General features: G+C 68.0%; 2 protein-coding genes. Both read left to right on the forward strand.

The window, feature by feature from the left end; genetic code table 11:
• Window positions 1-8: 8 nt before the first annotated feature.
• Window positions 9-7778 carry an amino acid adenylation domain-containing protein gene (locus ACYUME_RS10860; protein WP_460418847.1) on the forward strand — a complete coding sequence of 2590 codons (7770 nt, stop codon included), beginning with the start codon at window positions 9-11 and terminating at the stop codon, window positions 7776-7778.
• On the forward strand, window positions 7778-24484 hold the full coding sequence (locus ACYUME_RS10865) for a non-ribosomal peptide synthase/polyketide synthase (RefSeq protein ID WP_460418848.1): 16707 nt from the start codon (window positions 7778-7780) through the stop codon (window positions 24482-24484). The genes ACYUME_RS10860 and ACYUME_RS10865 overlap by 1 nt, the downstream gene beginning before the upstream one ends.
• The last annotated feature ends 1 nt before the right edge of the window (window position 24485 follow it).

A 24485-nucleotide genomic window follows, 5' to 3' on the forward strand; every position in this document is an offset into this window, starting at 1 on the left:
GTACGGGTGTGCAAGAGTTGATCGGGGCGGTTGGACAACTGTCGCCAAAGGAACGCAAGGCGCTGGCGGTGCTGCTCAGGCAAAAAGGCATCAATCTCTTCAGCGTCGCCCCGATCTTCAAACGGCATGCCGACGAGCCGTTGCTGCTGTCCTATGCCCAGGAGCGGCAATGGTTCCTCTGGCAGCTCGACCCGCAGAGCAGTGCCTACAACATACCCATGGCCTTGCGCCTGCAGGGCGAGCTCGATGTCGAGGCGCTGGAGCGCAGCTTCAGTGCCCTGGTCGAGCGTCATGAGTCCTTGCGCACCCGTTTCGACGACAGTGGCGAGCAGCCGTTGCAGGTCATCGAGCCGGCGCGGCCGGTGCACCTGGAGCGTGAGCAACTGACCGACAGCAGCGACCAGGCGATCCGCCGTCTGGTCGAGGCCGAGGCGCGTCGTTTGTTCGACCTGCGCGAAGGCCCGTTGCTGCGGGTCAAGCTGGTGCGCCTGGACGAGCAGGACCATGTGCTGGTGCTGACCCAGCACCATAGTGTTTCCGATGGCTGGTCCTTGCAGATCCTGGTGCGCGAGCTGGTGGCGTTGTACCAGGGCCTGCGCGAAGGCCGGCCAGCGGCGCTGCCGCCCTTGCCGGTGCAGTATGCCGACTACGCCTCCTGGCAGCGTCAGTGGATGGAGTCGGGCGAGCGCGAGCGGCAGCTGGGCTACTGGCAGCAATTGCTGGGAGGCGATCAGCCCCTGCTGGAGCTGCCCCTGGACCATTCGCGACCGGCGGAGCAGCGTTTTGCCGGGGCGCGGCTGGCGATCGAGCTGGCGCCGGAGCGGGCGCAGCGCCTCAAGGCGTTGGCGCAGCGCGAGGGCGTGACGCTGTTCATGCTGTTGCTGGCGTCGTTCCAGGCGCTGTTGCACCGGCTCAGTGGCCAGGACGACATCCGCGTCGGCGTGCCGGTGGCCAACCGTGGCCGGGTGGAGGTCGAACACCTGATCGGTTTCTTCGTCAACACCCAGGTGATGAAGGCCGATATCGAGCCCGGGCAGTCGTTCAAGGCGTTCCTGGCCCAGGTTCGGCAGCGAGTATTGCAGGCCCAGGACCATCAGGATCTGCCCTACGAGCAATTGGTCGAGGCGCTGCGCCCGCAGCGCACCCTCAGCCACAACCCGTTGTTCCAGGTGATGTTCAACCACCAGAGCGAAGGGCAGCGTTCGGGCGCCGACCTGCAACTGGGGGCGTTGGCATTGCGCACCCTCGAATGGGACAACGACACGGCCCAGTTCGACCTGGCGCTGAACACCTTCGAATCCGAAGCCGGCCTGGCAGCGAGCATGGTCTACGCCACCGATCTGTTCGAACGGGCGACTGTCGAGCGATTCGCCGCTGCCTGGCAGCGCCTGCTGGATGCCATTCTGGCGGATCCCGAGCAGCCGCTTGCCGGGCTGTCGTTGCTGGATGATGCGGCACGCGAGCAAATAGTCGGGCAGTGGAACGCCACTGCCACCGAGTATCCGCTGGACCGTTCGATCCAGCAGCTGATCGAAGCCCAGGTGGATCGCACGCCACAGGCCGAAGCCCTGGTGTTCGGCGGGACCCGCCTGAGCTATGCCCAGCTGGATGCGCGTGCCAACCAACTGGCCCGGCACCTGATGGCGCAAGGCGTTGGCCCGGACGTGCTGGTCGGTATCGCCGCCGAGCGCAGCGTCGAAATGGTGGTCGGCCTGCTGGCCATTCTCAAGGCCGGTGGCGCCTACGTGCCGCTTGACCCTGAGTATCCAGCGGAGCGCCTGAGCTACATGTTCGAGGACAGCGGCATCCAGTTGCTGCTGACCCAGAGCCATCTGCAACTGCCGTTGCCAGAGGGCCTGACGGTGCTGCACCTGGATACGCTGGCCCTGGACGACCATGACGACAGCCGTCCAGACGTGGCCGTGAGCCCGGAAAACCTGGCCTACGTGATCTACACCTCGGGCTCGACCGGCAAGCCGAAAGGGGCGGGCAACCGCCACTCGGCCCTGGTCAACCGCCTGTGCTGGATGCAGCAGGCTTATGGGCTGGACGGCAGCGACACGGTCTTGCAGAAAACCCCGTTCAGCTTCGATGTGTCGGTGTGGGAGTTCTTCTGGCCGCTGATGACCGGCGCGCGCCTGGCTGTGGCCGGCCCGGGCGACCACCGCGACCCGTCGCGCCTGGTGGAGCTGATCAACCAGCACCAGGTCAGCACGCTGCACTTCGTGCCATCGATGCTGCAGGTGTTCCTGCAGGATGAGCAGGTGGCCAGCTGCACCAGCCTCAAGCGCATCGTCTGCAGTGGCGAAGCCTTGCAGGTGGATGCCCAGCAGGGCGTGTTCGCCAAGCTGCCGAACGCCGGCCTGTACAACCTGTACGGCCCGACCGAGGCGGCCATCGACGTGACCCACTGGACCTGCCGCGAGGAAGGCCGCGACACGGTGCCGATCGGCCAGCCGATCGCCAACCTGGCGACCTACGTGCTGGACGGCAACCTGGAGCCGGTGCCGGTGGGCGTGGTGGGCGAGCTGTACCTGGGCGGCGAAGGCCTGGCCCGTGGCTACCACCGTCGCCCGAGCTTGACTGCCGAGCGCTTCGTCACCAGCCCGTTCGGCGACGGTGCGCGGCTGTACCGCACCGGCGACCTGGCCAGCCAGCGCGCGGACGGGGTGATCGAATACCGGGGTCGGATCGACCATCAAGTGAAGATCCGTGGCCTGCGTATCGAGCTGGGCGAGATCGAGGCGCGCCTGCTGGAACAGGCCATCGTGCGCGAAGCGGCGGTTCTGGCGGTGCCGGTGAACGGCAGCCTGCAACTGGTGGCCTACCTGGTGGCCGGCGACGAGGACAGCGCGGCCCTGCGCGAAGTGCTCAAGGCGCAGCTGCCGGACTACATGGTGCCGACGCACTTCATCTACCTGCCGGCGTTGCCGGTGAGCCCCAACGGCAAGCTGGAGCGCAAGGCGCTGCCGGCGCCGGATGTGAGCCAGCACCAGCAGGCCTACGTGGCACCGCGCAGCGAGCTGGAACAGCGCATCGCGCAGATCTGGCAGGAAGTGCTCAAGGTCGAGCAGGTGGGCCTGCACGACAACTTCTTCGAGCTGGGTGGCGATTCGATCGTTTCGATCCAGGTGGTCAGCCGGGCGCGCCAGGCCGGTATCCGCTTCACGCCCAAGGCGCTGTTCCAGCACCAGACCGTGGCGGATCTGGCGGCGGTCGCGCAGGTCGGCGACACGACTGTGCAGATCGACCAGAAACCGGCCCAGGGCCAGGCCTTGCTGCTGCCGTTCCAGCAGGTGTTCTTCGAAACCGACATCCCGGAGCGTCATCACTGGAACCAGTCGGTGTTGCTCAAGCCGGCCCAGCCGCTGGATGCGCCGCTGCTGGACGCCGCGCTGCAGGCGCTGGTGCGTCATCATGATGCGCTGCGCCTGTGCTTCCAGGCGGGCGAGGGCGGCTGGCAGGCGCATTTCGCCGACGCCCCCGCGCCTGCGCTGCTCTGGCAGCACGCGCTGGGCAGCCTGGATGAGCTGGAGGCGCTGGCCGAGCAAGCACAACGCAGCCTGGACCTGGAGAACGGTCCACTGCTGCGCGCGCTGTTGGTAACCGCCGCCGATGGCCAGCAGCGACTGCTGCTGGTGATCCACCACCTGGCGGTGGACGGCGTGTCGTGGCGCATCCTCTTCGAAGATCTGCAAGCGCTCTATGCCGGCCTGCTGCGCGGCGAGCAGCCGCGGTTGCCGGCCCGGACCAGTTCGGTCCAGGCTTGGGCCGAGCGGCTGCACCGGCACGCCGACAGCGACGAACTGCGCCAGCAACAGGACTACTGGCGCGCACAACTGCTCGATGCGCCACGGCAGCTGCCGTGCCTCGATCCGCAGGCCAGCCTCAGCGCGCGCCACGCCTGCGTCGTGCGCACGGTGCTGGACAAGACCCACACCGCACGCCTGTTGCAAGAAGCCCCTGGCGCCTACCGCACCCAGGTCAACGACCTGTTGCTGACGGCCCTGGCGCGGGTGGTCTGCCGCTGGACCGGCGACGCCGACCTGCTGTTGCAGATGGAGGGCCATGGTCGCGAGGCGCTGTTCGACGATATCGACCTGACCCGCACCGTGGGTTGGTTCACCAGCCTGTACCCGGTGCGCCTGACGCCTGCCGCCGACCTGGGCGCATCGATCAAGGGCATCAAGGAGCAACTGCGCGCGCTGCCGCACAAGGGCATCGGCTACGGCCTGCTGCGCTACCTGGGCAGCGCCGAGACGCGCGCGGCCATGGCGCAACTGCCCGTGCCGCGCATCACCTTCAACTACCTGGGGCAATTCGATGGCAGCTTCAGCGCCGAGGACGCGCTGTTCACCCCGGCGGCCGAGGCAGCCGGGCGCAATCAGCATATCGACGCGCCGCTGGGCAACTGGCTGACGCTCAATGGCCAGGTCTATGACGGCGTGCTCAGTCTGACCTGGTCGTTCAGCGAGCGGATGTTCGCGCCGGCGACCATCGAGGCGCTGGCCGCCGGCTATCGCGAGGAGCTGGAGCAACTGGTGGGCCACTGCGCAGGCCACCACGGCGTCACGCCTTCGGACTTCCCGCTGGCGCGGGTGAGCCAGCAACAGCTGGATGCGCTGCCACTGAGCATCGACAACCTGGCCGACCTCTATCCGTTGTCGGCCATGCAGCAAGGCATGCTGTTCCATACGCTGTATGACCAGGCGTCGTTGCAGTACATCAACCAGATGCAACTGGATGTCGAAGGGCTCGACCCCCAGCGCTTCCGTCAGGCATGGCAGGCAGCACTGGATGCCCATGACATTCTGCGCAGTGGCTTCCACTGGGGCGCCGGGCTCGAGCAACCGCTGCAGTGGGTGGCGCGCAAGGCCGAGCTGCCCTGCCAGTTGCACGACTGGCGCGGCCGTCACGACCTGCCCGAGGCCTTGCAGGCCCTGGCCGATGACGAGCGGGCCAAAGGCTTCGAACTGGGCCGGGCGCCCCTGTTGCGCCTGCAACTGGTGCGCACCGGCGATGATGCCTGGCACCTGGTCTACACCTCGCACCATATCCTCATGGATGGCTGGAGCAACTCGCAGCTGCTGGGCGAAGTGCTGCAGCGCTACAACGGGGTGGAACCCGCCCGCGGCGGTGGCCGCTACCGTGACTACATCGCCTGGCTGCAGGGGCAGGATGGCGCCCGCACCGAGGCCTTCTGGCGCGAGCAGCTACAGGCGCTGCAAAGCCCGACGCGTCTGGCCAGCGTCTATTCCCATGCGGCAGAGGCCGGCCACGGCGACCATTACCTGCGCCTGGATCCGGCGCAGAGCGAGCGCCTGGCCGGTTTCGCCCGGCAGCACAAGGTCACCCTCAACACCGTGGTCCAGGCCGCCTGGCTGCTGCTGCTGCAACGCTATACCGGCCAGGCCACGGTGGCCTTCGGCGCCACGGTGGCCGGGCGTCCGGCACAGTTGCGCGGCATCGAGCAGCAGATCGGCCTGTTCATCAACACCCTGCCGGTAATCGCCAGCCCGCGCGGCGAGCAGACCGTGGCCAGCTGGTTGCAGCAAGTGCAGGCGCACGGCCTGGCCTTGCGCGAGTTCGAGCACACGCCGCTGGCCGATGTCCAGCGTTGGGCCGGGCAGGGTGGTGAAGGGCTGTTCGACAGCCTGCTGGTGTTCGAGAACTACCCGGTCGCCGATACCCTCAAGCAGCAGTCTCCCGAGGGGCTGAGCTTCGGTGATGTGCACAGCCGTGAACAGACCAGCTATCCGCTGACCGTGCTGGTGGCCGCCGGTGCCCAGCTGGGCGTGCAGTTCAGCTATGACCGGGCGCACTTCGGCGCGGCCGTGATCGAGCAGCTCGCCGGGCACCTGGGTGGCCTGTTGCAGGCGTTCACCCAGCAGGCTGACGGGGCGCTGGGCGAGCTGCCCTGGCTGGACGACGCCGAGCAGGCGCAATTGGCGCGCTGGAACGCCAACGCCGTCGACTACCCGCGCCACAGCAGCATCGGCGAATTGTTCCAGGACCAGGTCGCGCGCACGCCGCAGGCCCTGGCCGTGACCTGGGGTGAGCAACAGCTGAGCTACGCCGAGCTCGAGGCCCGCGCCAACCGCCTGGCGCACAAGCTGCGCGAACAGGGCGTGGGGCCGGAGAGCCGCGTGGGCATCGCCTGCGAGCGCAACCTGGAACTGGTGATCGGCCTGCTGGCGATCCTCAAGGCAGGCGCCGCGTATGTGCCGCTGGATCCCGACTACCCGGCCGAGCGCGTCGGCTACATGCTGCAGGACAGCGGCGCCCAGCTGCTGCTGACCCAGCGCCGGCTGGCGGCCATGTGGCCGAGCGGCCTGGCTACCCTGTGCCTCGACGAACTGGTGCTGGACGACTACCCGGACCAGCCACCGCGGCTGAACCTCCATGCCGACAACCTGGCTTATGTGATCTACACCTCCGGCTCCACCGGCCAGCCCAAGGGCGTGGCCATCACCCACCGCAACGTGGCGGCGCTGGTGCGCTGGAGCGAAGAGGTGTACAGCCGCGACGACCTGCAAGGGGTGCTGGCCTCGACCTCGGTGTGCTTCGACCTGTCGGTGTGGGAGCTGTTTGTCACCTTGGCCCGTGGCGGCTCGCTGATCCTCGCGCGCAATGCCCTGGAACTGCCGCAGTTGCCGGCCCGCGAGCAGGTGCGGCTGATCAACAGCGTGCCTTCGGCGGTCAATGCCCTGCTGCGCAGCGATGGCATCCCGGCGAGCGTGCGCATCATCAACCTGGCCGGCGAGCCGTTGAAACAGTCCTTGGTCGACAGCCTCTACGGGCTGCCGGCGCTCGAGCATGTATACGACCTCTACGGCCCTTCGGAAGACACCACCTATTCGACCTGGACCCGCCGCGCGGCTGGCGGCCGGCCAAGCATCGGCAGGCCGCTGCACAACAGCGCCGCGCACCTGCTCGACGGTGACCTGCAGGCCGTGCCGGTGGGCGTTGCCGCCGAGCTGTACCTCAGTGGCGCCGGGGTGACCCGTGGTTACCTGGGGCGCGCCGCGTTGACCGCCGAGAAATTCGTGCCCAACCCCCACGCGGCCGATGGCGAGCGCATGTATCGCAGCGGCGACCTGATCCGCCGCCGTGGCGACGGCGAGCTGGAGTACATCGGCCGTATCGACCACCAGGTGAAGATTCGCGGCTTCCGCATCGAACTGGGTGAGATCGAAGCGCGCCTGCTGGCCTTGCCACAGGTCCGCGAAGCCGCCGTGCTGGCCCTGGACGGTCCGGCCGGCGCGCTACTGGTGGCCTACCTGGCGACCGGCGAGGTGCCGCCAGCCGAGCAGCAACCTGCGCTACGCGAGCGTATTCGCGGCGCGCTGGCCGAGCATCTGCCCGGCTACATGCTGCCCAGCCAGGTGCTGTTCCTCGACGCGTTGCCGCAGACGCCCAACGGCAAGCTCGACCGCAAGGCCTTGCCGCCAGCGCAGCTCGAGCAACAGCAACGCGCCTATGTCGCGCCGCAGGGCGCGCTGGAAAGCGACCTGGCGGACCTTTGGGCACAGGTGCTGGGCGTGGCCCGCATCGGCCGCGACGACAACTTCTTCGAACTGGGTGGGCACTCCTTGCTGGTAGTGAACCTGGTGTCCCGTATCCATCTTGAGCTTGGCATGACATTGACTCCCCAACTGCTGTTCCAGTACCCGACGCTGGCGACCTTCGCCGTACAACTGAATGCGCAAGGGGCGGCCGTGCAGGCTTCGACCTTGGACAAGCTTGAGTTCCTGCTCGACGAAATGGAGGAAATCTGATGGACCAGAACGTCGCCGCCCGGATCGCCAAGCGCTTCATCCTGCTGCCGCTGGACAAACGCCAGGCCTACCTGGAAAAGATGCTCGCCGAAGGCGTGTCGCCGGCCAACCTGCCGATTCCCCAGGTTCGCGATGAGCTGGCCGTGCTGCCGCTGTCGTTCGCCCAGGAGCGGCAGTGGTTCCTCTGGCAGCTCGACCCGCAGAGCACTGCCTATCACATGTCGGTCAACCTGCGCCTGCGCGGCGCGCTGGATGCCCAGGCCCTGCAGGACAGTCTCGATGTGCTGGTGGCGCGGCACGACAGCCTGCGCACGCGCATCCTCGCCGACCAGGAACAACCGGTCCAGGTGATCGATGCGCAGGGGCGCGTGCTGCTCGAACGCGCGGCGCTGACCCTGGCCGAGGGCGACCAGGACGCCCAACTGCGCGCCTGCGCCGAGGCCGAGAGCGCGCGCCTGTTCGACCTGCAGGCCGGCCCGCTGCTGCGGGTGCGGCTGGTGACGCTGGGCGAGCAGGATCACCTGCTGCTGCTCACCCAGCACCATATCGTCTCCGATGGCCGCTCGATGCAGGTCCTGGTGCGCGAACTGATGCACTGCTACGAGGCGTTCAGCCAGGGCGAACAGCCGCTGCTGGCCGAACTGCCGATCCAGTACGCCGACTATGCGGTGTGGCAGCGTCACTGGATGGAGGCCGGCGAGCGCCAGCGTCAGCTTGGCTACTGGACCGAGCAACTGGCGGGCGACCAGGCCTTGCTGGAGCTGCCGCTGGATCGCCCGCGCAGCCTTGCGCGCAGCGGTGTCGGTGGCCGCGTGCAGATCGAGCTGCCGGGCGCGTTGGCCCAGGCGGTGCGGCAACTGGCGCAGCGCAGCGCCAGCACCAGCTTCATGGTCCTGCTGGCTTCGTTCCAGGCTTTGCTGCATCGCTACTCGGGGCAGGCCGACATCCGTATCGGGGTGGCCAACGCCAACCGTAACCGGGTCGAAACCGAAGGTCTGATCGGCTTCTTCGTCAACACCCAGGTCATGAAGGCCGAGTTCGATGCCAGCAGCCGCTTCAGCGAGGTGCTGCAGCAGGTGCGTCAGGCCGCGCTGGATGCCCAGGCCCACCAGGACCTGCCGTTCGAGCAACTGGTCGAGGCCCTGCAGCCCGAGCGCAGCCTCAGCCATACCCCGTTGTTCCAGGTGATGTTCAACCACCAGAGCGGCAGTGGCGCCCAACAGGCGCGGGAGACAGGGCGCACCGGGCTGGCCGTGGAGCTGCTGGACTGGGATAGCCAGACCGCCAAGTTCGACCTGACCCTGGACACCTTCGAGCACGAGGACGGGCTCACGGCGCGCCTGAGCTATGCCAGCGACCTGTTCGACCAGGCCACGGTCGAGCGCCTTGGCCGGCACTGGTGCAACCTGCTGCAAGCCATCGTCGCCGACCCCGAGCGGCAGGTGGCGCAGTTGCCGTTGTACGATGCCGCCGAGCAGCAGGCCCTGGTGGCGCAGATGAACCCGGCGCCGCGCGAGTTCCCGGTGACCACCACGCTGCACGGGCTGATCGAGGCCCAGGCCGCGCGCACCCCGCAGGCCATCGCGCTGAGCTTTGAAGGGCAGACCTTGAGCTATGCCGCGCTCAACCAGCGGGCCAACACCCTGGCCCATGGCCTGATTGCCCGTGGCGTCGGCCCGGATGTGCTGGTGGGCCTGGCCATGGAGCGCGGTCTTGACCTGTTGGTCGGCCTGCTGGCGATCCTCAAGGCCGGTGGCGCCTATGTACCGCTGGACCCGAGCTACCCGCAGGATCGCCTGGCCTACATGATCGAGAACAGCGGCTTGCAGCTGCTGCTGACCGACTCGGCGTTGCTGGCGCAGTTGCCGGTGCCGACGCATGTCGAGGCGCTGCTGCTCGACCAGCTGACGCTGGCCGACAACCCCCGCGATCCGCAGGTGGCGATGTCGCCGGACAACCTGGCCTACGTGATCTACACCTCCGGTTCCACCGGCAAGCCCAAGGGCACCTTGCTGGCCCACCGCAACGTCTTGCGCCTGTTCGAGGCCACCGAGCACTGGTTCGGTTTCGATGCCTCGGACGTCTGGACCCTGTTCCACTCGTTCGCCTTCGACTTCTCGGTCTGGGAAATCTTCGGCGCGCTGCTATACGGCGGCAGGCTGGTGGTGGTGCCGCACTACACCAGCCGCTCGCCGGAAGACTTCCATGCCTTGCTCTGCGATGAAGGGGTGACGGTGCTCAACCAGACCCCGTCGGCATTCAAGTCGCTGATGCAGGTGGCACTGGCCAGCGAGCGCCGCGCCCAAGCCCTGCGCCATGTGGTGTTCGGTGGCGAGGCACTGGATGTGAAGAGCCTGCGCCCGTGGTTCGAGCGTTTCGGCGACCAGGCGCCGCGCCTGATCAACATGTACGGGATCACCGAGACCACCGTGCATGTGACCTACCGGCCATTGACCCTGGCCGACCTCGAGCAGGTGGCCAGCAGCCCGATCGGCGAGCCGATCCCGGACCTGAGCTGGTATCTGCTGGACCCGGCGTTGAACCCGGTGCCCAAGGGCTGCGTGGGTGAGCTGTACATCGGCCGCGCCGGCCTTGCCCGCGGCTACCTCAAGCGTGGCGACCTGAGCGCCACGCGCTTCGTGCCGGACCCGTTCGGCGAGGCGGGCGAGCGCCTGTACCGCACCGGTGACCTGGCGCGGCTGCGCGCCGATGGCGTGGTCGAGTACGTCGGACGTATCGACCACCAAGTGAAGATTCGCGGCTTCCGCATCGAGCTGGGCGAGATCGAGGCCCAGTTGCTGGCGTGCCCGCAAGTGAGCATGGCGGTGGTGCTGCCCCATGGCAGCGGCGCCGCGCAGCAACTGGTGGCCTACGTGGTGCCCGCCGAGCCGACGGCCCCGGCGCAGGCCGCGGCGTTGCGCGAGCAGCTCAAGGCCAGCCTGCGCGAGCACCTGCCGGACTACATGGTGCCGGCCCATATGCTGTTCCTCGACAGCCTGCCCCTGACCGGCAACGGCAAGCTCGATCGTCGCGCCTTGCCAGCGCCGGACCTGAGCCACAACCAACAGGACTATGTCGCGCCGCGCAGCGTGCTGGAACAGCGCGTCGCGCAGATCTGGCAGGAGGTGCTCAAGGTCGAGCGGGTGGGCCTGGACGACAACTTCTTCGGCCTTGGCGGTCATTCGCTGCTGGCCACCCAGGTGGTCTCGCGGGTGCGCCAAGGGCTGCAACGCGAAGTGAACCTGCGCAGCCTGTTCGAACATGCCACCCTGGCGGCGTTCTGCCAGGCCCTGGGCGATGACCTGACACGCCGCGAGCCGGCGCTGTTGGCACAGCCGCGCGAGCAGCGCCTGCCGTTGTCCTATGCCCAGGAGCGGCAGTGGTTCCTCTGGCAATTGCAGCCGCAGGGCAGCGCCTATCACATTCCTTTGGCCCTGCGCCTGCGTGGCGCGCTCGACGAGCAGGCGCTGCAGCGTAGCTTCGATGCCCTGGTGGCGCGCCACGAGCCGCTGCGCACCCGCTTCGTCGAAGTCCAGGGGCAGGCGCAGCAAGTGATCGACGCGGCGGCAGCGCTGCCGATCGCGCGCGAGCGGTTGCGGCTGGAGGGGGATGCCCAGGCCCAGGCCGAGCAGATCGAGGCGTGCGTCGCGGCCGAGGTGCTGCGCCCGTTCGACCTGCAGCAAGGCCCGTTGCTGCGGGTGCGCCTGGTGCGCCTGGGGGCCGATGATCATCTGTTGGTACTGACCCAGCACCACATCGTCTCGGACGGTTGGTCGATGCAGGTGATGGTGGGCGAACTGACCCGCCTGTACGCGGCGTTCAGCGATGGCGGTGCCGCGCAGTTGCCGGCGTTGCCGATCCAGTATGCCGACTATGCGCTGTGGCAGCGGCAGTGGATGGAGGCCGGCGAACGCGAGCGCCAACTGGCCTACTGGCGTGCCCAGCTGGGCGCCGAGCAGCCGGTGCTGGAACTGCCGATGGATCATTCGCGCCCGGCCCAGCAAAGCTACCGGGGTGCTCGTCTCGCCCTGCCAGTGCCCGGGACCTTGCTGGAACAGCTCAAGGCGCAGGCGCGCGAGCAGGGCGCGACCCTGTTCATGTTGCTGCTGGCCTCGTTCCAGGGGCTGTTGCACCGCTACAGCGGTCAGGCCGATATCCGTGTCGGCGTGCCGATCGCCAACCGCAATCGCCTGGAGACCGAAGGGCTGATCGGCTTCTTCGTCAATACCCAGGTGCTCAAGGCCGAGTTCGTCCAAGGGCAGGGCTTCAGTGACCTGCTGCAACAGGTGCGACGGGTGTCGCTGGAGGCCCAGGCGCACCAGGACCTGCCGTTCGAGCAATTGGTCGATGCCCTGCGCCCGGAGCGCAGCCTGAGCTACAACCCGTTGTTCCAGGTGATGTTCAATCACCAGGCGACGGCGCCTGCGGTGCCGGGTACCCTGGCCAGCCAGGTGGAGCTGGAAGTGCTCGAGGTGGGCGGGTTGAGCGCTCAGGTCGACCTCAAGCTCGACACGCTGGAAACCCCGGACGGGCTGCTGGCGCAGTTCAGCTATGCCACGGACCTGTTCGAGGCCGCCAGTATCGAGCGCCTGGCCCAGCACTGGTTGCGGCTGCTGGAGCAGGTCGTCGCCGACCCGGCGCTGCCGCTCGACCAGTTGGCATTGCTGGATGACGCGGAACGCGAACAGATCGTCGAGCAGTGGAACGCCACTGCCACCGAGTATCCGCTGGACCGTTCGATCCAGCAGCTGATCGAAGCCCAGGTGGATCGCACGCCACAGGCCGAGGCCCTGGTGTTCGGCGATACCCACCTGAGCTATGCCCAGCTGGATGCGCGTGCCAACCAGCTGGCCCGGCACCTGATGGCGCAAGGCGTTGGCCCGGACGTGCTGGTCGGTATCGCCGCCGAGCGCAGCGTCGAAATGGTGGTCGGCCTGCTGGCCATTCTCAAGGCCGGTGGCGCCTACGTGCCGCTTGACCCTGAGTATCCAGCGGAGCGCCTGAGCTACATGTTCGAGGACAGCGGCATCCAGTTGCTGCTGACCCAGAGCCATCTGCAACTGCCGTTGCCAGAGGGCCTGACGGTGCTGCACCTGGATACGCTGGCCCTGGACGACCATGACGACAGCCGTCCAGACGTGGCCGTGAGCCCGGAAAACCTGGCCTACGTGATCTACACCTCGGGCTCGACCGGCAAGCCGAAAGGGGCGGGCAACCGCCACTCGGCCCTGGTCAACCGCCTGTGCTGGATGCAGCAGGCTTATGGGCTGGACGGCAGCGACACGGTCTTGCAGAAAACCCCGTTCAGCTTCGATGTGTCGGTGTGGGAGTTCTTCTGGCCGCTGATGACCGGCGCGCGCCTGGCTGTGGCCGGCCCGGGCGACCACCGCGACCCGTCGCGCCTGGTGGAGCTGATCAACCAGCACCAGGTCAGCACGCTGCACTTCGTGCCATCGATGCTGCAGGTGTTCCTGCAGGATGAGCAGGTGGCCAGCTGCACCAGCCTCAAGCGCATCGTCTGCAGTGGCGAAGCCTTGCAGGTGGATGCCCAGCAGGGCGTGTTCGCCAAGCTGCCGAACGCCGGCCTGTACAACCTGTACGGCCCGACCGAGGCGGCCATCGACGTGACCCACTGGACCTGCCGCGAGGAAGGCCGCGACACGGTGCCGATCGGCCAGCCGATCGCCAACCTGGCGACCTACGTGCTGGACGGCAACCTGGAGCCGGTGCCGGTGGGCGTGGTGGGCGAGCTGTACCTGGGCGGCGAAGGCCTGGCCCGTGGCTACCACCGTCGCCCGAGCTTGACTGCCGAGCGCTTCGTCACCAGCCCGTTCGGCGACGGTGCGCGGCTGTACCGCACCGGCGACCTGGCCAGCCAGCGCGCGGACGGGGTGATCGAATACCGGGGTCGGATCGACCATCAAGTGAAGATCCGTGGCCTGCGTATCGAGCTGGGCGAGATCGAGGCGCGCCTGCTGGAACAGGCCATCGTGCGCGAAGCGGCGGTGCTGGCGGTGCCGGTGAACGGCAGCCTGCAACTGGTGGCCTACCTGGTGGCCGGCGACGAGGACAGCGCGGCCCTGCGCGAAGTGCTCAAGGCGCAGCTGCCGGACTACATGGTGCCGACGCACTTCATCTACCTGCCGGCGTTGCCGGTGAGCCCCAACGGCAAGCTGGAGCGCAAGGCGCTGCCGGCGCCGGATGTGAGCCAGCACCAGCAGGCCTATGTGGCACCGCGCAGCGAGCTGGAACAGCGCATCGCGCAGATCTGGCAGGAGGTGCTCAAGGTCGAGCAGGTGGGCCTGCACGACAACTTCTTCGAGCTGGGTGGCGATTCGATCGTTTCGATCCAGGTGGTCAGCCGGGCACGCCAGGCCGGTATCCGCTTCACGCCCAAGGATCTGTTCGAACAACAGACCGTGCAGCAACTGGCCGGGGTCGCCCGGGTCGGCGAGGCGGCACTGGTGATCGACCAGAGTCCCCTGCAGGGCGAGACGCCACTGCTGCCGTTCCAGCAGGTGTTCTTCGCAACCGACATTCCCGCGCGTCACCACTGGAACCAGTCGATCCTGCTCAAGGCCGGCGAGACGTTGCAGGCTGAGTTGCTGGAGCAGGCGTTGCAGGCCCTGGTGCGCCACCACGATGCCTTGCGCCTGAGCTTCGTCGAGCAGGCCGAAGGCTGGCAGGCGCGCTTCCTCGACCTGGACGCCGTGCAGGCGCTGTGGCAGCGCGAGCCACTGTTGGGGCGTGCCACGGCCAATGACGAGCACGCGTTGCAGGCCATCGGCGACCAAGCCCAGCGCAGCCTCGACCTGGGCCAGGGCAGCCTGGTGCGCGGCGTGCTGGTCGATTGTGCCGAGGGTGAGCAACGACTGCTGCTGGTGATCCATCACCTGGCGGTCGATGGTGTGTCCTGGCGTATCCTCCTCGAGGACCTGCAGCGCGCCTACCAGGCACTGGCCGACGGCCAGGCAGCCGTGCTGCCGGCCAAGACCAGCTCGGTGCGCCAGTGGGCCGAGCGCCTGCAAGGCTATGCCCGCGACGAACGCCGGCAGGCCGAACTGCAGTTCTGGCAAGCCCAGTTGCAAGGCCTGGCCACGGCGCTGCCGCTGGACCGAGCCGGCAGCCTGGCCCGTCGCCATGCACGGACCGTGCATACCCACCTGGACCCGGTCGTCACCCGCCAGCTGTTGCAGCAGGCACCAGCGGCCTACCGTACCCAGGTCAACGATCTGTTGCTCAGTGCCTTGGCGCGGGTGATCGCCGGCTGGACCGGCAACAGCGCGGTGCTGGTGCAACTGGAGGGCCACGGTCGCGAGGCGTTGTTCGACGACATCGACCTGGTGCGCAGCGTCGGCTGGTTCACCAGCCTGTATCCGGCACGGCTGGATGCCCACGCCGAGATCGGCGCGACCATCAAGCAGGTCAAGGAGCAGTTGCGTGCCATTCCCGACAAGGGGCTGGGCTACTCGGCGCTGCGCCATCTCGGTGACCCTGCCAGCCGTGCGGTGCTGGAGGCGCTGCCTGAGGCGGGTATCACCTTCAACTATCTCGGCCAGTTCGATGCCGGCGGCGATGAGGGCCAGCCGGCCCTGCTGACGCTGTGCGCGGGCGCCAAGGGCGACGAGCAGGACCTCGAAGCGCCGCTGGGCAACAACCTGACCCTGAACGGCCAGGTGTTCGACGGCGTCTTCAGCATGGCCTGGACCTTCAGCGCCGAGCAGTTCGATGACGCCACCGTGCAGGCGCTGGCCGACGCCTATGGCGCGCAGTTGCAGGCGCTGGTCGCCCACTGCCTGGCGCCGCAGCATGGCGGCGTGACCCCTAGTGACTTCCCGCTGGCGCGGCTGACCCAGGCGCAACTCGACGAACTACCGATCGCGGCGGCGCACATCGAGGACATCTATGCGCTGGCGCCCATGCAGCGCGGCATGCTGTTCCATACCCTGTACGAGGCCGAGGGTGGCGACTACCTCAACCAGATGAGCCTGGCCGTAGAAGGGCTCGACCCGCAACGCTTCCGTGACGCCTGGCAGGCCACGCTCGACGAGCACGAAGTACTGCGCAGCAGCTTCGTCTGGGAAGGGCTGGACGAGCCGGTGCAGGTGGTGCACAAGCAACTGGCGCTGCCGTTCCAGTGCCTGGACTGGCGTGGCCGCGACGACCAGCAGGCGGCGCTCGAAGCCTTGGCGCGCGAAGAGCTGGCACGCGGCTTCGAACTCAGTGCCGCGCCACTGCTGCGGGTGCTGCTGGTGCAGTTGGACGACGCTCGTTACCAACTGATCCAGACCCACCATCACATCCTCATGGATGGCTGGAGTCATTCGCAGCTGATGGCCGAAGTGCTGCAGCGCTATAACGGCAACACGCTGCCGGCCAGGGTCGGCCGCTACCGCGACTACATCGCCTGGCTGCAACGTCAGGACGCGGCCAAGGCCGAGGGCTTCTGGCGTGGCCAGCTGGCGCTGCTCGAGGAGCCGACGCGCCTGGTGCAGGCCATGGCCAACCTGCGTGCCAAGGATGCCCCGAACCAGGGGCATGGCGAGCTCGTTCGCCTGCTTGACGCGCAGCAGACGGCAACCCTCGCAGGTTTCGCACGGCAGCAGAAAGTCACCGTCAACACCGTGGTCCAGGCGGCCTGGCTGCTGCTGTTGCAGCGCCAGACCGGACAGGATGCGGTGGCCTTCGGTGCCACGGTGGCCGGGCGCTCCGCCGAGGTTCGTGGTGCCGAGCAGCAGGTCGGCTTGTTCATCAACACGCTGCCGGTGGTGGCCGCGCCCCTGCCTGAGCAGCGCGTCGGCCAGTGGCTGCAGCAGGTCCAGGCGCAGAACCTGGCGCTGCGCGAGTTCGAGCACACGCCGCTGTTCGAGGTTCAGCGCTGGTCCGGCCATGGCGCCGAATCGCTGTTCGATACCCTCATGGTGTTCGAGAACTATCCGGTCGCCGAGGCGCTGGAGCAGGAGGCACCGGCGGGCTTGAGCTTCTCGGGGATCGACAACCATGAGCAGACCAACTACCCGCTGACCCTGTCGGTCACCCTCGGGGCCAGTCTGCACCTGCACTTCAGCTATGCCCACGCGGCCTTCAGCGCGGCGATGGCCACGCAGTTGGCCAACCGCCTGGTCAACCTGCTGGAGGCGATGCAGGACGATGCCAGCGCGCCGCTGAGCGAGCTGGCCTGGCTGGACGCCGAAGAGTCCCGGCGCCTGGTGCACGACTGGAGCACGGCAGCGTTCGATTGCCCGAGCGATGAGCCGGTGCACGTGCTGTTCGAGGCCCAGGCGGCCCGCACGCCCGAGGCCCCGGCACTGCTGTTCGAAGACCGTCAGCTGAGCTATCGGGCACTGAACGAACAGGCCAACCAACTGGCGCGCAAGCTGGTCGAGCAGGGCGTGGGGCCAGATGTGCTGGTGGGCATCGCCGCCGACCGTGGCCTGGAGATGATCGTTGGCCTGCTGGCGGTGCTCAAGGCCGGTGGCGGCTATGTGCCGCTCGACCCTAGCTACCCGCAGGACCGCCTGCTGTGCATGATCGAGGACAGCCGCATCGCCTTGTTGCTCGGCCATGAAGCAGTGGTCGGCCGGCTGGCGGTACCCGACAGCCTGCCGCGCCTGCTGCTGGACCAGCCGCAGCACTGGGCGCAGTACGCCACCGACAACCTGGTCAACCGGGTGCATGGCGAACACCTGGCGTACGTCATGTTCACCTCCGGCTCCACGGGCCGGCCCAAGGGCGTTGGCATCAGCCAGCGCGCGCTGACCCGGCATGCCTTTGTCTCCGTCGGTTTCTTCGGCCTGAGCGCCGAGGACCGTGGACTGCAGTTCTCCACCTTCAACTTCGACGGTTTCGTCGAGCAGCTGTATCCGCCGTTGATCTGCGGGGCCAGCGTGGTCCTGCGCGGCAACGAAATCTGGGACAGCGAGACGTTCTACCGCGAACTGATCGACAAGGACATCAGCGTGGTCGACCTGACCACCGCCTACTGGAACATGCTGGCCAAGGACTTCGCCGCCCAGGCGCCACGCGCCTATGGTCGCCTGCGCCAGGTGCACAGCGGTGGCGAGGCGATGCCGGTCGAAGGGCTGGCCGCCTGGCAGGCCGCGGGCCTGGGCCATGTGCGCCTGCTCAACACCTATGGCCCGACCGAGGCCACGGTGACGGTGAGCACCCTCGATTGCAGCGATTACGTCAACGGCCGCGAACCGTTGCCGTTGACCCTGTCCATTGGCCGGGCCCTGCCGGGACGCAGCCTGTACCTGCTGGACGATCACGGCCAACCTGCCGCGGTGGGGGTGGTCGGCGAGCTGATGATCGGTGGCGAGCTGCTGGCTCGCGGCTATTTCGGCCGCCCAGGGCTGACCGCCGAGCGTTTCCTGCCCGACCCGTTCGCCGCCGATGGTGGTCGCCTGTACCGCACCGGCGACCTGGTTCGCTATCGCGAGGACGGGCTGATCGACTACATCGGCCGTGTCGACCACCAGGTGAAGATCCGCGGCTTCCGCATCGAGCTGGGCGAGATCGAGGCGCGCCTGGTCGAGCACCCGCAGGTGCACGAAGCGGTGGTGGTGGCGCGCAAGGCCGCCAGCGGCCAGCAACTGGTTGGCTACTACGTGGTGCGTGGTCAGGCGCAGGAGGCGGATACGGCGGTGGTGCGCGAGTCGGTGCGCGAGCACCTCAAGGCGCTGCTGCCCGACTACATGGTGCCCGCCTACCTGGTGGCACTGCCGCGCCTGCCGCTGAGCCCCAACGGCAAGCTGGATCGCAAGGCGCTGCCGGAGGTTGACGCCAGCGAACTGCAGCAGGCCTACGAGGCGCCGCGCAATGCGCTGCAGGCCACCTTGGCGACGATCTGGCAGGACGTGCTGCAACTTGAACGCATTGGCATCAGCGACAACTTCTTCGAGTTGGGCGGTGATTCGATCGTGTCGATCCAGGTGGTGAGCCGGGCGCGCCGCGCCGGTATCGTGTTCACCCCGAAACAGCTGTTCGAGCAACAGACCATCGCCGCGCTGGCGGCGGTGGCCAGCCATGACGACGCCGCGCAGCAGCAGGGGGCGCTCAGTGGTGCGTTGCCAGCCTTGCCGGCGGTGGCCGCTGGCGGCGCGCAGTGGATGCACTTGAGCGTGCCGGCGGCGCTGGATCGGGGGCAGCTCGAGCAAGCGCTGGTGGCGCTGGTCGGCCATCACGACAGCTTGCGCGTGCGCCTTGCCGTCGAGGGCAGCGAGTACTTGCCGCTGGAGGCCCTGCAGGCCGCCTGGCAGGCGCAGCCGCTGCTGATCGATGACGAGCCGCATGCCGCGCAGCGCCAGGTACTGGCCCAAGGCCTGGCGCCAGCGGCGGGTATCCTGCTGCGCGCCGCCTTGGGCCGCGAGATCGAAGGCCGGCGCCCTCTGTTGCTGGTCGGTGCTGGCGAAGTGCTCGACAGCCATTCGTGGGCGCTGCTCGGACAAGACCTGCAGGCGCTCTGCGAACAGCGCGCGCTGCCGGCCAAGACGCATTCGCTGCGCCATTGGCTGGCGCAGCGGGGGGCGTCGGGGCATGTCCAGGTGCCTGAGGCGCCGGCCTTGACGGCGCTGCGGGAAACGGCGGCGCAGCCGGGGGCCTTCAGCCTCGACGAGCGCCTGCCGGCCAACCTGGGCCAGCCGTTGCTGAACCTGGCCTCGGCCGCCTACCGCAGCGATGTCGGCGAGCTGCTGCTGACCGCCCTGGTCCTGTGCCTGGGCGCCGACAGCGAGCAGTCGACGATTGCGCTGGCCGCCCAGACCGGTCGCCGCGTCGCGGCAGGCTGTGACCTGGCGCGCAGCGTCGGGCCGTTCGCCAGCCGCCAGGTCCTGCACCTGCCGGCGGCAAGCGACCTGGCCAGCGCCATCAAGGCCGTCAAGGAGTCTGTACGTGGCGGGCAAGTCGGCGCGCAGCCGTTGCCGGCAATCGCCTTCAGCTACGCGGCCGGGCCAGCGGCGCAAACCAACGCCTGGCCAGTGCTGGGCCAAGGACTGGTCAGCGCACCGGCGGGGCTGCATTTGCACGTCACCCAGCAGGGCGACCGCTTGCACCTGCACTGGACCCTCGAAGGGCGTTACCAGGCCGAGGATCTGCAACGTCTCGCCGCGCGCTACCAGGCTCAGTTGCAAGGGCTGGTGGAGCATTGCCTCGACCCGCACAACCAGGGCGTGACGCCATCGGACTTCCCGCTGGCGGCCCTGACCCAGCGCGACCTGGACCAGTTGCCGGTGGCCGCGGTGGATATCGAGGACATCTACCCGCTGTCGCCGATGCAGGAGGGCATGCTGTTCCACAGCGTCAGCGACGATGACGGTGAGTTGTACATCAACCAGTCGAGCATGAGCATCGATGGCCTCGATGTGCAGCGCTTGCGCGAGGCCTGGATGTTCGTCACCGAGCGGCATGCCGTGCAACGCAGCAGCTTCCACTGGCAGGCCGGGCTGAGCACGCCCTTGCAGGTGGTGCACCGGCATGTCGAGCTGGACCTGCGCGAACTCGACTGGCGCGATGCGGCGGCGGACGAGCAACGCCTTGCCGAGCTGGCGCGCGAGGAGCGCGAGCGCGGCTTCGAGCTGTCCAGCGCGCCGCTGCACCGGGTGCTGCTGGTACGCCTGAGCGAGGCGCGGCACCAGATGATCTGGACCAGCCATCACATCCTCATGGATGGCTGGAGCAGCTCGCGGCTGTTCGCCGAGGTCCTGCAGCACTATGCCGGGCAGGCGCTGCCGGAGCAGGTGGGGCATTATCGCGACTTCATCGCCTGGCTGGTGAACCAGGACCGGGACGCCCTGGAACAATTCTGGCGCGAGCGCCTGCGCCCGCTGGAGGAGCCGACCCTGCTCAGCCAGGCGGTGCACCCGCGCCACGAAGCGGCACTGCCTGGGCACCAGGCGCTGTACTCGCACTGGGACCCGGCGCGCACCGCCCAGTTGCAGCAACGTTGCCGTGATCTGCGCATCACCCTCAACACCCTGGTGCAGGCTGCCTGGCTACTGGTGTTGCAGCGCTATACCGGGCAGACCACCCTGGCCTTCGGCGCCACCGTGGCCGGGCGTCCGGAAAGCCTGCCGGGCGCCGACAGCATGCTCGGGCTGTTCATCAACACCTTGCCGGTGATCCAGACCCTGGAGCCGACGCAGCCCCTGGAGCAGTGGCTGCATGCGCTGCAGAGCTACAACCTGGACATCCGCGACTACTCCCAGGCACCGCTGGCGGACGTGCAGCGCTGGGCCGGGCTGGGTGCCCAGGGCTTGTTCGACAGCATCATCGTGTTCGAGAACTACCCGATCGACGAGCGCCTGAACGAGGAAATCGACACCGGCCTGAGTTTCGGCGCCAGTGCCAGCCAGGGCCTGACCAACTTCCCGATGGACCTGGCCGTCAGCCTCAGCGACCGCCTGACCATCGAGTACATGTACCTGCGCAGCAGCTTCGCCGCCGAGGCGGTGGAAGGCATCCGCGCATGCATGGAGCAGACCCTGGACGCCCTGCTCGAAGCACCGGCGGGGCTGGCGCTGGGCAACCTGCCGCGGTTGACAGCGGACCAGCAGCAGGCGCTGCAGGGCTGGAGCGCGGCGCCGCAGGCGAGCCACCAGGCCCTGGACCTGCCCCAGCTGATTGCCCGCCATGCCGAGCGGCAACCCCAGGCCATCGCCGTGCAGTGCGGCGAGGCCAGCCTGGACTACGCCACCCTCGAGCAGCGGGCCAATCGCCTGGCCCATGCCCTGCAAGCCCAGGGCGCGGGGCCGGAGCGGGTGGTCGGCGTGGCCATGCAGCGTTCGCCGGAACTGCTGGTGGCGCTACTGGCGGTGTTCAAGAGCGGCGCGGCCTATGTTCCGCTGGATATCGACTATCCGCCGGAGCGCCTGGCCTACATGATCGAGGATTCGGGCATGAGCCTGCTGCTGACCGAGCAGGCCCTGCGCGCGCGCTTCGACCTGCCGGCGACCCTGGCGGTGCTCGAGGTCGATCGCTGCGACACCCACGCCTATCCGACGCAGGCACCGTCGAGCGGGATCCGCGAGCACTCGCTGGCGTACCTGATCTACACCTCCGGCTCCACTGGACGCCCGAAAGGCGTGGCCGTGGCCCATGGGCCGATCAGCGCGCATTGCCAGGCCATCGTCGAGCTGTATGAAATGGATGCCCATAGCCGCGAACTGCACTTCATGTCGTTCGCCTTCGACGGCGCCCATGAGCGCTGGCTGAGCACGCTGCTGGCCGGCGGTACCCTGGTGCTGCGCGACAATGAACTGTGGACGCCGGAACAGACCTGCGCGGCGCTGCATCGCCATGGCATCACCATCGCCTGCTTCCCGCCGGCCTACCTCAAGCAACTGGCCGAGTTCGTCCAGGCCAGCGCCGAGCCGGCGCCGCCGGTGCGCATCTACTGCTTCGGTGGTGACGCGGTGCCCGAGCAGACCTACGAACAGGTCAAGGCCGCGCTCAAGCCCCGCTACTTCACCAACGGCTATGGCCCCACCGAAACCGTGGTCACGCCAATGCTGTGGAAGGCCGACAGCACAGAGCGCTGCGCGGCGGCCTATGCGCCGATCGGCCGCGCGGTCGGCCCGCGCGCGCTGTACGTGCTCGACGATGACCTGCGGCCGTTGCCGGCCGGCTTTGCCGGGGAGCTCTACATCGGCGGCTATGGCGTGGCGCGCGGCTACCACCGCCGCCCGGACGCCAGTGCCGAGCGTTTCGTGCCCAACCCGTTCAGCGCCGACGGCGACCGCTTGTACCGCACCGGCGACCTGGTGCGCCTGCGCGCCGACGGGATCATCGACTACGTTGGCCGCATCGATCACCAGGTCAAGATCCGCGGTTTCCGTATCGAACTGGGCGAGATCGAGGCCCGGCTGCGCCAGCAGGCGCAGGTGGACGATGCGTTGGTCATCGCCCGTGAGAGCCCCTCGGGCAAGCAACTGATCGGCTACGTGGTGAGCGGCGCCGGCGAAGGGCTGGGCAACGAACTGAAGGCGGCCCTGCGCCAGGTGCTGCCGGAGTACATGGTGCCGGCGCAGATCGTCTGCCTGGCGCGCTTCCCGCTGACGCCCAACGGCAAGATCGACCGCCGTGGCCTGCCCGAGCCACAGTTCGAGGCGGCCCGCTACGTGGCGCCGCGCAACCCGCGCGAGCAGTGGCTGGCACAGATCTGGGAGGACGTGCTGCAGGTGGAGCAGGTGGGTATCACCGACAACTTCTTCGAGCTGGGCGGCGACTCGATCCTGAGCCTGCAGGTGATTTCCCGGGTGCGTAACCACCCGACCCTGGAAATGGACCTGAAGCTGCGCGACCTGATGCGCCACCAGAGCATCGAGGCGCTGTTCGACCAGGGCGCGGCCCAGCGCCGTGGTCCGCAGCAGGACCTCACGCAGCTGGCCGGGGAGGGGTTGTTCAACCTGATACCGATCCAGCAATGGTTCTTCGACCAGCAGATGGAGGCGCCGCATCACTTCAACCAGTCGCTGATGCTGCGCGCCAGCCAGCCGCTCGATGGCGTGGCGCTGGAGAAGGCCTTGCTGCAGGTGGTTCGCCACCATGACAGCCTGCGTTTGCGCTTCCGCCAGGAAAACGGTCGCTGGTACCAGTACTACGACACCCTGGCCGGCAGCTGTGAATGGATCTGGCACCGCGATGTGGCCGATGCCCAGGCGCTCAACGAGCTGGTCAACGCGGCGCAGCGCAGCCTGGACCTGATCGACGGGCCGGTGATTCGCGTGGTGCACGCGCAGATGGCCGACGGCGAGAGCCGCCTGATGATCGCCATTCACCACCTGGTGATCGACGGGGTGTCCTGGCGCATCCTCCTGCAGGATCTGCAGCAGGCCTATGCGGCCTATGCCGAAGGGCGCGAAGCGACGCTGCCGATCCGCACCAGCAGCTTCCGTTCCTGGGCCGAGGCGTTGCAAGGCGAAGCGCCCAACCTGGCGGCCAACGAGCTCGACTACTGGCTCGCGCAGCTCGACCAGCCCGGCACCGATCTGCCCTGCGACAACCCGCGTGGGCGCAACGAGATGCAGTTCGAGGCCAGTGCCCAGATCAAGCTCAGCGAGCGCGAGACGGCGCGGCTGCTCAAGGAAGTGCCGGCGGTGTACCAGACCCAGATCAACGACATCCTGCTCACGGCGCTGAGCCGCGTGCTGTGTCGCTGGAGCGAGGCCGAGTCGGTGCTGCTGCAGTTCGAAGGCCACGGCCGCGAGGACCTGTTCGAGGCGCTGGACCTGAGCCGCACCCTGGGCTGGTTCACCAGCATGTACCCGCTGCGTCTGCAGCCGGGGCTGGGCGCGGACTTCGGCAGCTCGATCAAGGCGGTTCGCCAGCAGCTGGCGCAGGTTCCGAACAAGGGCCTGGGCTACGGCATCCTGCGGCACATGGCGGCGCCGGAGATCGCCGAGCGCTTCGCTGGCCTGCCTGAGGCGCGGGTGACCTTCAACTACATGGGGCAGTTCGACCAGACCTTCGAGGAGGACGGGCTGTTGTCGCCGGCCAGCGAGAGCTCCGGTGCCCAGTTCGCGCCGCGGGCACCGATGAGCAACTGGCTGGAGGTGACCGGCCAGGTATACGACGGGCAAATGTCGTTGCTGTGCTTCTACAGTACCCGGCGTTACCGCGCGACGACGGTCGAGTCATTGATGGAGGCGTTCCGCGAGGAGCTGCTGCACATGATCGAACACTGCCTGGCGCACACCACGCCGGCATGAT

The organism is Pseudomonas sp. microsymbiont 2 (assembly GCF_054788395.1).